This is a genomic window from Litoreibacter meonggei, from assembly GCF_003663885.1.
Classification (GTDB): domain Bacteria; phylum Pseudomonadota; class Alphaproteobacteria; order Rhodobacterales; family Rhodobacteraceae; genus Litoreibacter; species Litoreibacter meonggei.
Map to the genome: position 1 here is coordinate 1 of NZ_RCCE01000008.1, position 12957 is coordinate 12957.

Here is a 12957-nt window from a genome sequence, read left to right on the forward strand (position 1 = left end):
TCCAAACTCAGGTGAGGGTAACAGCTTCCCATTTGTCATTCTCCATGCAAGGTTCTGTTTTGATACAGAATTTGCACTTCGTTTGTGAATCCACCCGTGCGAGCTCTGCACGCCCCGTAATTAGCATTATGTTAACAATTAACGACGGTTGCCGCTGCGGATTTGTCCGGCTACCCCTTGAGCCAGCGCATAAATTCGCAACGCGAGGAAACCTACGATCATGTCCGACGTCCAACTTGTGATGAATGCAGGCTCCTCCAGCCTGAAATTTGCGGCCTACATGGCCAAAGGCGACAAGCCGGTTCTGAAAGGCAAAGTCTCGGGGATCAGGCGTGCGCCTGAGTTCAGCGCGACGGGTGCGCAGCCGGATGCGCTTGGCGAGTTGACCGCCGACACGACCCATGACGAAATGGTGCAGCGGGTTCTGGGTTGGCTGACAGCACATCCGGAGTTTGGCGACGTCACGGCTGTGGGCCACCGCGTTGTGCATGGCGGGCGGAATTTCTCGAAGCCCGTATTGGTGACCGATTATGTTCTGGCGCAACTAACAGAACTGGAGCCACTGGCGCCCTCACATCAGCCGCATAATCTGGCGGCCATTCGCGCGGTAAGGGGCTGGAAGGCCGACCTGCCGCAAGTTGCCTGCTTTGACACCGGATTTCATGCCAGCCAGCCCAAGCTGAACCGCATGTTCGGCCTGCCGCGCAAGCTGACGGATCAGGGCGTGATCCGCTACGGCTTCCACGGGCTGTCCTATGAGTACATCGCGCGTATTCTGCCCCGTCATTTGGGTGAGAATGCGGATGGTCGAGTGGTGGTCGCGCATCTTGGCAACGGGGCCAGTATGTGCGCGATGACAGGGCGGCGTAGCGTGGCGACGACCATGGCGTTTTCAGCGCTGGACGGTTTGGTGATGGGGCGTCGCTGCGGCAGCCTTGATCCCGGAGTGTTGCTGTATTTGCAGCAGGGTCTGGGGATGACCATCGGGCAGATCGAGACCTTGTTATATAAGGAGTCCGGTCTTTTAGGAGTGTCCGGTGTGTCCAATGCAATGCAATTGCTGCAAGACAGCCCCGCCCCAGAAGCCAGCGAAGCGATTGAGCTGTTTTGCCTGCGCGCGGCACAAGAACTGGCGCGCATGCTGCCCTGTATCGGCGGTTTGGATGCTTTGGTGTTTACTGCGGGGATCGGTGAGAACTCTGCCCGTGTGCGGTCAGGTATTTGCGCGCATCTGGGTTGGTTGGGTGTATCGCTGTCATCCGACGCCAATGCTGCCGGCGAGGAGATGATTAGCAGGCCCGAGAGTAGCGTTCAGGTCTGTGTGCTGCCCACCGATGAGGAATCTGTCATCGTGGGTCATATGCATGACATTGTCGGATAAGGACGCGAAAGTCGTCTTAGGGCTTCCTGACAAGCAGGGGTGACTCGACTACCTTTGGCGGGTCTTCGGCATGCCAACGGAGACAGCTTGGCCTTTCATATGCCAAAACCCTAAGGAAAGCCGAGCTGTGATCACGCGAAGATTGACGGGCTGGAGCATTTGGCTTTGAATGGGCCATCGCCGGATTTTTATTTTTATTGAAGCGACGTTGTATGCAGTTTGTGAATTTCCCCATATGTCTGCCAGAGTGGCTGGCATGATGACCGAGACCCCAAGCGCTGAAACCCGCAACGGCTTGATTGATGGTGATCGCACCGTTCCGCCGTCGTCAAATCTGCGCACGGTCTTGGCGGCTGATCTCTATGCGATGGTGCCAGAGCTTAAGGAAGACATCCAGCTTCAGCCCCGCGAGGGTGAAACGGTGTCGTTCCTGCTAGCCCGCCTGCGGTCCTCGACCACACCCGAAGAGGCGGTGACGATGGCGGCCTACGCGTTCCAGCCGCGTATTGCGGTTTGGTGGGCGCATGAATGCGTGACCACCATGCGCGAACATTTGACCCCTGTTGACCATCAGTTGTTGGAATTGATCGGCGCTTGGGCACACGACCCGTCCGACGCCAATCGCCGCGAAATTTACGATATTGCCTTGCAGGCTCCATCCAAGACGCCGGGCGTTTGGCTGGGCTTGGCGACGGGGGCGTCAGGCGGCGGGCGACGTGACGAGCCTATTGATCTCAGCACCCCGCGCGCGATTAACGCGGGCGTGCTATCGTGCCTTGCGCGCGGGGGGTTGCAGCAACGCTCGATCAATCTTGCGCGGTTTATCACCCTCGCGCAAACTCTGGTCGGCGATTGAAAACTATCCTATCTAGTGAACAGTGCGCCGCGTCATGCGAACCCCGCTCACCGAACTAATCACCCGTTACTTGCTCAAGGTTGTCCCCGATGAAGTTGACCCTGAAAATTGAAAACCACGACTTTCTGGAAGATGGCGGCCCGCTTGAGGTTGTCGTCGAAGGACGTGGGGTCAGCGTTGGCCGTGACGGCGCGATGGACTGGACGCTGCCTGACCCCGCCCGCCACATCTCAAGCCAGCATTTCGAGGTTACGTTTCAAAACGGGGTCTACTGGTTGTACGACACCTCGACCAATGGGACTTATTTGCAGGGCCATTCGCATCGGGTGGAAAGCCCCTACCAGCTGGCGCATATGGATCGGCTTCAGGTGGGTCACTATATAATTGTGGTCGTGCTGGAAGGCGCGGCTGCAGGCTGGGATGCGGGCGGACCTGAAATTGACGCCCCTGCCGCGTCCGGTGGTGACCCGTGGAATTTGGGCGGCGGGCCGGCGGAGCCGGTGAATGTGACACCCGTGGAAGAAAACGCCTGGCGTGGTGATTTTGGCGATAACTTCATCGTCAACCCAACGCCCCCGCCGACCCCGACGCCGCCACCTGCGCCTCCTATCCCGGCACCGGTGGCGAATGATGCGTCGCCCTTCGCGGGTGCTGCTCCGGCCAATCCCGCGCCTGCGGCTCCGGCACCCGAGGGGTTTTCCTCGGCAACGCCACAACGCCCCCCGCCGCCAGCCGCCGCACCAACCGGTCCGAGCGCGGATGCGATGTTGCGGGCGTTTTGCGAGGGGGCGGGCCTGCCGATGCAGAACCTGCCCGCGAAAGACCCGATGGAACTGGCGCACGAGCTGGGGCAGTCCTTGCGCGTCACCACTGAAGAATTGAAGGCTCTGCTTGGTGCACGCGCTGCGACCAAGCAATTTGTCAAAAGCGGCTCGCGGACCATGATGGGGCAGACCGACAACAACCCGCTGAAGTTCATGCCCGACGCCATTCAGGCGATGGATGTTATGTATATCAATCCGCGTCCGGGTTATCTGAACGGCACGTCGACGCTGGTCGAGGCGTTCGGCGACATCAAGCGCCATCAGACGGCGGTGTACTCTGCCATCCAACCGGCATTGGCGCGACTGCTGGAAGATCTGTCGCCTGAGGCAATCGAGAAACGCACTGGCGGTGCGGCAAGCAAATTAGCGGTCGTGGGCGGTGGCAAAAAGACCCGCAACTGGGACGTGTTCGTGGAACGGTGGGACGCCAAGACCCACCCCTACGAGAACGGGATGCTCGACGTGTTCCTTACCTATTTTGCGGAGGCCTACGACGCCTCGATCAAGGCCAGTGGCGGGCGATAGGGAATGGGCGGGTTGAAGGTCATACCCGCCGCCAGTCTGGCAACGCTCTTGGCGCTGACACCTATCACAAGTTACGCCGAAATTAACTGCACCGAGGACGCGATGATCGTGTTCGATGGCTCGGGCTCCATGTCGGAGATGGGCTTTAACACCTTGGACGAGCCGCGCATTTTCGAAGCCCGACGCGCGGTGCGCCGGGCCATTCCGCAGATCACCCCGTATCGCCGCGTGGGCTTGCTGGTCTACGGGCCTGGCGAGGGGGACAGCTGCTCAAACATTGATCTGCGCTTCGGGCCGCGTGCGAATGCGGCGGCACCAATCGTCGATGCGGTGGACGCTTTGCAGCCTGATGGGATGACGCCGCTGTCAGCCGCAGTGGAGGCGGCCGCGGAAGCATTGGATTACCGCACACGCCCGGGTGTTGTGGTGCTGGTCACCGACGGCAATGAAACCTGCGGTGGCACGCCATGCCAGCTGGGGGAACAGTTGGCATCACAGGGCGAGGACCTGATTGTGCATGTGATCGGCTTCAAGGTGCGTAGCGATTTCTTTAGTTGGGACAGTCCCGAACAAGCCGGCTTTACCGATGGGACCGTGGCGGAGTGCTTGGCGACACGGACCGGCGGGCGATATTATCCGGCAGAAACGGTCGACGAGCTGGCGGAGGCGCTGAATAGCAGCTTGGGATGTGCGGTGATCGGGCGTTTGGCGCCCTTGGTCACACTTCGTTCACGAACGTGAATTCGTACTTTGGAAACATAGTGTTCAGCGCCGTCTCATTGACCGTAGGGAAGCTGGTCCCTATGCTTTACCTAGTATTTTATTGAAGGGTGTTATCATGAAGCGTCTTCTTACGACTGCCGCTGTGCTTGTAGCATTGTCTGCGCCAGCTTCTGCTGACACAGAATACACAACCGAAGAGTTGGTCGATTTTTTCATTAGTTCAATCGACATGGGTGCCACGCGTGGCATTTGTATCGGCACCGCGCAAGAATGCGATACCGAGGCAACGCCATCCGTCCCGCAAGGATTGGATATGCGAATAAACTTCGAGTTGGACTCGGCTGACCTGACCGCAGAAGCACAGGATAGCCTGAAGGTCTTCGCGCGCATGATGCAGGACGAGCGTCTGGAAATTGCGCGCTTCGTTGTTGAGGGTCATACCGATGCGCGGGGCTCCGAAGGGTACAATCTGGATTTGTCTGAAGCTCGCGCTGCTGCGGTGTCCAAATTTCTGACCAATCAGAACATCTCGGAAGAACGCCTGTCGGCCATTGGCCTTGGTAAATCGCAACCACGCGTCGCAGACGAGTTTGACCCGGAAAATCGTCGGGTCGAGCTGCGTATCGACCTGCGCTAAGCGGATTTGAGTTAGCTACGACTTGACACAAACGGCCACCCGCCCTGTTGTAGGGGTGGGTGGCCGTTGGCATTTCAGGACTTCGCATGAATTACGATAAGATCACTGACCCTATCTCGCCCGACGCGCCTTGCGGCGCGGACCTGCTGATTGAGGATGATCCGGATTTTCTGGATTATTTTTTCGAGGCACCGGAGCGGATGCCAACCAAATATTACGACCTCGTTCGTGAGGAGTTGTTTGATCCCAAGTCGATAGATTTCAAGGCCGAGGAAAAGAAAATCGAGGCCTTGCTCAAACGCACCCGTGATTTGCGGCTGCTGGGTATTCAAGCGCGGTTCCAGATTTTGGCCGGTCGGCTGCACGGGTTTTGCGATGCGTTCACAGCAATGGCTGATGTGCTGGACGCCTATCCGGCGGACGTTCATCCGCAAGTGAACGGCGACAATAACGAGCGGCGTAATGCGCTGGAAGAGTTGAACACACTGGCCACGGTGACCATGCCGCTGCAATACGCACCGCTGGTCGAAGACCGCCGCGCCGGCGTGGTCAACCAACGCATGTACCTTCTGGCCACTGGTCAGGTTGAGCCACGTGAGGATGAAGAGGCCGGTGACGCTGGAGTCTTGCTCGCAGCGCTTAGTAATGACGCGAACCAGAAAGACGTGGACAAGACGCACGAAAAGCTGACCGCTGCCAAAAGCGCGATTGCGCGGATCATTGCGGTGTCCAACGCGCAGGAAGATAGTCCGTTCACGCCCGATATCGAAAAGCTAGATGCGCGCCTAGGTGAGCTTCTGGATCTTGTCGCGCAAGCCCGCCCTGATCTGGGCGGCTCTAGTGCCGAGGACGAGGTTGGGCACGGTGAGGACGACGCGCTGCCCGGTGATGAAGTCACCAGTGATGTCGACACGGCGATCCCGGCACAGGTGTCGACACTGTCAGGTCCGGTTGTCATTCCCACCCACGCCGCCGCCCGCGCGGCCTTGGAAGTGGTGGAGCAATATTTCGCGACGAAAGAGCCGTCGGCGGCGGCTTTGCTATTGGTCACGCAGGCGCGATTGCTCATCGGCAAACCGCTGGTAGAGGCATTGGACACCTTGTTGCCGGACCATTCCGGCCAAGCGAAAATCGACTTTGGCGCGGAAACAGGATTTGTGATTTCGATGGACCGGCTGCGCGCCTTATCGGGCGAAATGCGGGCGGCGGCAGGGCCTGATCCAAGCGAGGCAGAAGGCCAAGTCCCCGACATGGTAAGCACGCGCCCTGATGCGGCGTCAGTCATCAAAGCGGTGGAAGATTTCTACCGCCGTAGCGAGCCGGTGAGCCCGATCCCGATACTTTTGTTGAAAGCACGCGGGTTTTTGGATAAAGATTTTCATGCTATTGTTAAGGAATTGATGCCCTCACCGGAAGGTCAGAGCGAATAACACTGACCCAAGGGCACTTCTGCGGGTTTAATGCGAATTGATTGTGAAGATAGAGTGAATAATCGCCTAAATGCGTTGACAGCAAAAGGTGATTAAGGCTTTCTTATCGCGTAGATTTTAGGGAGAGGAAATATGGCCTCAGATTCAGCGACTGGTTTTATCAAGCGCAACCGCCCGCCACGGGTAAACATCTCATACGCTGATCCTTATGAATCCGACAAAATGGTCGAATTGCCGTTCGTTATGGGCATTATGTCCGACCTGAGCGGCAACGCATCCGAGGTTGAGAAGCCACCGGTATCCGAGCGTGAATTTACGCGGGTCGATCAAGACAGCCTTGACGATTATATGGACTCTGTGTCGCCTGGCATCGCCATGCAGGTTGAAAACGCGCTTGAGGCGGACTCCGATAGCAAGCTTAGCGTGAACCTCAACTTCAAGAAGATGGAAGACCTTAGCCCCGGCGAAGTCGCCCGTCAGGTTCCTGCCCTTGCCAAACTGCTGGAGGCCCGCACCCAGTTGGCTAACCTGCAGCGTTACATGAATGGCAAATCCGCTGCGCAAGATCAGATGAAGGCGCTGCTGGAAGACCCGGAACTGATGGCAGCCTTGGCCGAACGTACGCCCAAAGCTGACGACGCCGAAGAGTAATTAAGAAAAGATGCCGTGCGCCGGTGATGCTGCGCGGTTGAATAATAATTAAGGGGAACGACAATGGCGACAGAAGCCCAACAGGATGGCGCCCAAGCTGGTGGTGCTCTTAGTGAGCTCGACGAGTTTTCCGATGTTCTGAAAAAGAACTTCAAGCCGCGCTCTGACGTTGCTGCCAAAGAAGTTGAAAACGCCGTAACCACGCTAGTGGCGACTGCGATGCAAGATCAGGATCTTGTCGCCGATGATGTGATTGATACGATCGACCAAATGATCGCCGCTATTGACGAAAAGCTGAGCGCGCAGGTCAACGCCATCATTCACCACGAAGAGTTTCAAAAGATCGAAGCGTCATGGCGCGGGCTGGCTTACACGGTCAACAACTCCGAGACTGACGCGTCGCTGAAGATCAACGTGATGAACGTCTCCAAAGCGGAGCTGGAGCGCGAGTTGCGGTCTTTCCCGGGTGCCAAGTGGGATCAATCGCCGATCTTCAAGCAAATCTACGAACATGAGTTCGGGCAACTTGGCGGACAGCCTTACGGCGCGCTTGTTGGTGATTTCTACTTTGACCAATCCTCGGCTGACGTGCGTCTGCTGCGCGATTTAGGCAAAATCGCAGCCGCCTCTATGGCGCCGTTCCTGTCATCTGTCGCACCGACATTGATGGGCATGGACAGCTGGAACGAGTTGAACAACCCACGCGATCTGTCCACTGTGTTCGACACCCCGGACTATGCAGCATGGAATTCGCTGCGCGATAGTGAAAACTCCCGCTATATCGGCCTGACCATGCCGCGCGTTTTGTCGCGCGAACCCTACGGCCAGAACTCGTTGCCGGTGGACGAGTTTAACTTTGAGGAAGACACCGACGGTCACGATGGTACTCAGTATGCTTGGATGAACGCCGCCCACGCTATGGCGGCCAACATTAACCGTGCACACAAAATGCATGGCTGGACTGTGCAGATCCGTGGCGTTCAGTCTGGTGGTGAGGTGATCAACCTGCCGTCGCACACGTTCGATACTGGTGACGGAACCACAGATCTGAAATGCCCTACCGAAATTGCGATCAGCGACCGTCGTGAAGGTGAGCTGACCAAAGCTGGCCTGATCGGGCTGGTGCACCGCAAAAACACCGACAAAGCGGCCTTCATAGGCGCTCAGTCGATTTACAAGCCGAAGGTTTACAAAGACGAAGAAGCAACTGCGTCGGACAACATGTCCGCCCGTTTGCCCTACATCTTTGCCGTGTCCCGTTTCAGCCACTACCTGAAATGCATGGTGCGCGACCAGATCGGTATGTCCCGCTCGCGCGCTCAGATCGAAAACGAGCTGCAAAGCTGGATTATGAAATACGTCCACCTCAACCCTGACAACGCGACGGAGGCCGAAAAGGCTCTCAAGCCGCTCGCAGGGGCGAAGGTTCAAGTTATTGAGGACGAGGAAAACCCTGGCTACTACATGGGTAAATTCTTCCTCAAACCACACTTCCAAATGGAAGGAATGGACATCGGGATGAGCCTGGTGTCTAAACTACCCGGTGGGAAATAAAGAATTTCATTAGCGAAATTTCCTACTGGTTTTATTGTAATTGAAGGAGAAGCCAAATGGCTGTCGATATTTTTCTCAAACTGACTGACATCAAAGGCGAATCGCAGGATTCCGCACACGCAAACGAGATCGATGTGCTGAACTGGGGCCTCGGCATGACTCAATCCGGTACCACCCACATGGGCGGCGGCGGTGGCGGCGGTAAAGTCGACGTGCAGGACATCAACATCGTTAAGTATGTGGACAAGTCCTCCAACGACCTGATCAACAAATGTACATCCGGCAAACATATCGACAACGGCCTGCTGACCGTTCGTAAATCCGGTGGCGACGCTCCGATCGAATACTTCAAGCTGTTCATGGAAATGATCATCGTCTCCAGCTATAACACTGGCGGCTCCAAGGATGGTCTCGACCGGATCGAAGAGAACCTGACGCTGAACTTCCGCGCGTTTAACATCGTGTACACGATGCAAGACGACAAAGGTGTATCTGCTGGCGAGACGACTGCTGGCTGGGATATCGCAGAAAACAAAGTCTACACTGGCCAAACAGTTCCAAGCTAAGTCTAGACTGGTGGTCTTTGCGGGCCACCACTTTTGCAAAACGAATTGGGGTACGCCGCGAATATCTTGCGCGGCGGCCCTGTCTCTCCCGCGGACCGCAGCTGGAGGCATGTTGCCCAGCGTGCCGCAGTGTTCCCTCCGAGCGATGGTCTGACATGAACATCACCAGAGTGTGGCCCGCCCGATGAAGACGTCTCCACCCAAATCCAAACGCAAATCTACCCAGCAAAATCAAATTTCGCTGATGCATGTTTTTCGTGACGCCGTTGGGAAGAAAGACGCAAAATCGGACGGTGCGACCTACAAAGAGGGCGAGCGTGAGATCAACCAGCGCGTCATTGCACGCCGGTCGGGCTCAGATCAAGGCACGCTCAAGGCTCACCTCAACGAAGATCTTTCTAACTTGATGCATACTATCCGGCTCGATGCGGCGCTGGATGTGAGCAAACACAAATATGTGGGCAGGTCTGTGCTTAACTTCGGCATGGACGACATGGCCAACATGTCCTCCAACTCGGAAGATCGCGGTCACTTGGAGCGCCGCTTGCGTCAAGCGTTGATCGATCATGAACCGCGCCTTATCCCCGAGACTATCGAAGTGACAATGCGCGATCAGGATAAAGACTTGAGCCAGAAGCTGGCATTTGACATCGCAGCAGACCTTGCCTCCAACCCCGTGGATGTCCCGTTGGAATTCGTGGCCGAGATTGACGTGGGTGGCGGAAAGGTCAGTCTCGCTAAATTGAAAGTTAACCGATGAAGAAGGCTTTCCTTGACGCGTATGAGCGTGAGCTGGCGCTGCTTTATGAGCGCAGCCAGGATTTTGCTGCCGATTATCCGGGTATTGCCGAGCGGCTTGGCGGTTTGGTGCAAGACAACATGGACCCTGCTGTGGCGGGCCTTCTGGAAGGTACTGCCTTTATGGCCGCCCGCGTTCAGTTGAAAATGCAACAAGAATTCCGCACGTTTACCAACGAGTTGCTTGAACAGCTTTTGCCCGACATGTTGGCCCCAACGCCCGCTGCGATGCTGGTGCAAGCCAGCCCGCCCTATGACAACCAAGAGCTTGTGGATGGGATGTCTTTCCCACCGGGCTCTTATATGGATGCGCGTTATGTTGACCGTGAGAAACGGATTTCCGCCCGCTTTCGCCTATCTGCGCCGCTGGAATTATGGCCGCTGAAAATCGCGGATGCTGCTTATCTGGATGGCCCCGCGCCGCTTCAGGCACTTGGGTTTGACGTTGCCTCTGGTACTGCTGGCGGGTTGAAGATCAGCTTTATGCGACCGTCGATGGAAGACCCCGACAAGCCGGAAGGGCCGATGTCGGAGTTGGATGTCGATTGCCTTCCGATCCACCTTCTCGGAGATATGAGCGAGACCGTTGCCCTATATGAACAGCTGTTTTGCAATGTGAACCGGATCACCCTGCGCTATCTGGATAACAACGGCGACGCGGCCTTCATTCGCCTTGATCCTAGTGTGATCGAGCAGATCGGGTTCGATGATGACGAGGCGTTATTCCCCGAAGATATTCGCGTGTTTCGCGGATACACCACCCTGCGCGAGGCATTTTTGTTCCCGCAAAAATTCATCGGCTTCCGGCTGGCTGGCATCAATGCCGCTTTGAAACGAATTGAAGCCAGTGAATTTGACCTGATTATCGAGTTAAACACTGTGAAACCGTCCCTTCCATCGCGCGTGGGCAAGCAGCATTTCGCACTGTTTGCTGTGCCTGCGGTGAACCTGTTCGAGGAAAATTCGTCTCAGGTAAAGGTCGACCCGCTGCGCCATGAATATATTGTCACGCCCGACAGTAGCCCCTCATCGAATTATGAAGTCCACCGCATCACCGACGTATTCGCCTATTACACCGGCGTGTCGACAAAGGTGCCCGTGCATCCGCTATATGGCGTGCCCGCCGAGCAAATTAACCCGCGCGAGGCGCTATATTATACCTACAGCCGCAAGGAACGCCGTCTGACTCAAAACGAACGGCGGTTTGGTGTGCAGCATAATTACAAAGGGACTGAGACGTTCATTTCGATCTATGAGCCTGAAGGTCTGGATGACGACCAACGGGTCCGCCGCTTACAGGTCAAGACGCTATGCTCCAACCGTCACTTGCCCGAGTATTTGCCGCTGAACCAGAAGGGTACCGACTTTAACCTTAACGATGATTTAACCGTCAACCTGAGCTGTATTGCGGGCCCAACAGCACCTCGTGAAGCCGTGGCAGAGCTGGAAAGCGATGCGCCCCACCGAACACGGTCTGGCGATGTGTATTGGCGGCTTGTGAGCCATTTGTCGCTAAACCAGTTCGGCCTGTCAGACCGCGGCAGCCGCGATCAGGCGGCGGGTTTGCGCGAGATGTTGCAGCTGTTTTCTGACCTGACAAATAAGGTCACAGAAAAGCAGCTACAGGCGATCAAGGGTATCGAGACGCGTCCGGTCGTGCGGTCGGTCAAACGTGATGGGGGCTATCACGCGGCGCGCGGCATTGAGGTGCGCGTGACCTTTGATGAACGCGGCTATGAAGGTTCCGGCATCATGTATCTGGGGGCCATTCTGGACCGCTTCTTTGCGGATTATTCTGCGATAAACAGCTTCACCCAGACCGTCATCGTTTCGCAGCAACGTGGCGAGGTAAAAAGCTGGCCGCCGCGTTCGGGCTCTGGCCCGCTGCTATGACTAAAGGCCCCAAAAAGAAAAAGCCCCAAGCGATGGGTCCGCCTGCTCCATCGGCCAAGGATTTCGAGGGTCTGTCGCGTAGGGCCATGTTGAACGCGACACCGTGGCGCTTTGGCTTTCTCGCGGCGTTGCGCGAGATGGAGCGAACCTATCCCGACAAGCCGCGCATCGGGCAAAATGCGACGATCAAGGAAGAAGTTGTCTCTCTTGGCCAAGATCCGTTTATGGACTTTCCTGCATCCAACATCACCGCGTTTGAGGAGCAACCCGGCGGGAAGCCCGCGCGGCTAAACTCCAAGTTTTTGGGCTTCTACGGCCCGCAAGGCGCGTTGCCGCTGAACACCACTGCTGAAGTGCATGGCTGGCTGAATGCTCGCGACTCCAGCTTCGCACGGTTTACCGATATTTTTGCGAACCGATTCTTGCAGCTGTTCTATCGCGCGTGGGCTGACGCGCGCCCGATTGCGCAGTTCGACCACCCGACAGGTGATCGCTTTCAGGCCTATGTCGGGTCGCTTGCAGGTCTCGGAACGCCTGCTTTTCAAGATCGCGATCACGTGCCGGATGTCGCCAAATTGCCTTTAATCGCACTGTTTTCGGGGCGAATAAAGTCAGCAGTTCGTTTGCGTCAGATGCTGGAATTGCTACTCAAGGTTCATATTAAAATTGAAGAACACGTTCCAAGCTGGATGAGTTTCGAGCCACAAGATTTGACCCGCATCGGCGTTGGTGGCAGTCATCTGGGACAAACCGTGCATCTGGGCAGTCGCGTGCCGGCGGTGAACGAAAAAATCTGCATCCATGTGCGCACTGAAAGCCTTAAACAATACCGCAGCTACTTGCCAGGCGGCGACAACTTCACTCGCCTGACTGACATCATCCTCTGGTATCTGGGTGTGACCGTCGAAGTAGACGTGTCCCTGTCCCTGCCCGCGGATCAGGTTCCAGCAGCAAAGTTGGGTGACCAAACCGCGCTTGGATGGACGGGTTGGATAAAACCCGGCATCCCCAAAGACGATGAGCCTCGACGCTATGTTCAGGCGGCGCAGTTCTCAACCGACCGGGCCCCGGCAAAAACCGCGGCGTGAAAAATTTATTACCGACAGCAGGGATAATATT

General features: G+C 56.6%; 12 protein-coding genes. All 12 read left to right on the top strand.

The window, feature by feature from the left end; all coding sequences use genetic code 11:
* Positions 1-220 precede the first annotated feature (220 nt).
* The 12 genes from BCF46_RS18470 to tssG all read left to right on the top strand — a co-directional run bounded on the left by BCF46_RS18470 (position 221) and on the right by tssG (position 12926).
* Positions 221-1381 (top strand): acetate/propionate family kinase, encoded by a 1161-nt coding sequence (locus BCF46_RS18470; RefSeq protein ID WP_121028030.1) that lies wholly within the window; start codon positions 221-223, stop codon positions 1379-1381.
* Positions 1382-1616: 235 nt separating this feature from the next.
* Positions 1617-2237 (top strand): DUF6931 family protein, encoded by a 621-nt coding sequence (locus BCF46_RS18475; protein WP_147436021.1) that lies wholly within the window; start codon positions 1617-1619, stop codon positions 2235-2237.
* 89 nt (positions 2238-2326) lie between these two features.
* On the top strand, positions 2327-3586 hold the full coding sequence (tagH, locus tag BCF46_RS18480; protein WP_121028036.1) for a type VI secretion system-associated FHA domain protein TagH: 1260 nt from the start codon (positions 2327-2329) through the stop codon (positions 3584-3586).
* A gap of 3 nt (positions 3587-3589) precedes the next feature.
* The gene (locus BCF46_RS18485) at positions 3590-4327 is read left to right on the top strand and encodes a vWA domain-containing protein (protein WP_245990272.1); all 738 of its coding nucleotides are present in this window, start codon (positions 3590-3592) and stop codon (positions 4325-4327) included.
* A gap of 97 nt (positions 4328-4424) precedes the next feature.
* The gene (locus tag BCF46_RS18490) at positions 4425-4946 is read left to right on the top strand and encodes an OmpA family protein (protein ID WP_121028041.1); all 522 of its coding nucleotides are present in this window, start codon (positions 4425-4427) and stop codon (positions 4944-4946) included.
* An 86-nt stretch (positions 4947-5032) separates the two neighbouring features.
* Complete coding sequence (locus BCF46_RS18495) at positions 5033-6376, top strand: type VI secretion system protein TssA (RefSeq protein ID WP_121028044.1); 1344 nt, start codon at positions 5033-5035, stop codon at positions 6374-6376.
* A gap of 132 nt (positions 6377-6508) precedes the next feature.
* Complete coding sequence (gene tssB, locus BCF46_RS18500) at positions 6509-7027, top strand: type VI secretion system contractile sheath small subunit (protein WP_121028047.1); 519 nt, start codon at positions 6509-6511, stop codon at positions 7025-7027.
* Between the two features lie 63 nt (positions 7028-7090).
* Positions 7091-8581, top strand: coding sequence for a type VI secretion system contractile sheath large subunit (tssC, locus tag BCF46_RS18505; RefSeq protein WP_121028050.1), 1491 nt, complete (start codon positions 7091-7093; stop codon positions 8579-8581).
* Positions 8582-8637: 56 nt separating this feature from the next.
* On the top strand, positions 8638-9147 hold the full coding sequence (locus BCF46_RS18510; protein ID WP_121028052.1) for an Hcp family type VI secretion system effector: 510 nt from the start codon (positions 8638-8640) through the stop codon (positions 9145-9147).
* Positions 9148-9391: 244 nt separating this feature from the next.
* Entirely contained in the window at positions 9392-9907 is a 516-nt protein-coding gene (gene tssE / locus BCF46_RS18515; RefSeq protein WP_170157982.1) for a type VI secretion system baseplate subunit TssE, read from the top strand.
* Positions 9904-11838 (top strand): type VI secretion system baseplate subunit TssF, encoded by a 1935-nt coding sequence (gene tssF / locus BCF46_RS18520; RefSeq protein ID WP_121028056.1) that lies wholly within the window; start codon positions 9904-9906, stop codon positions 11836-11838. The genes tssE and tssF overlap by 4 nt, the downstream gene beginning before the upstream one ends.
* Positions 11835-12926: a type VI secretion system baseplate subunit TssG gene (gene tssG / locus BCF46_RS18525; protein ID WP_121028058.1), complete on the top strand. Its 1092-nt coding sequence runs from the start codon at positions 11835-11837 to the stop codon at positions 12924-12926. Before tssF ends, tssG begins: the two co-directional genes overlap by 4 nt.
* The last annotated feature ends 31 nt before the right edge of the window (positions 12927-12957 follow it).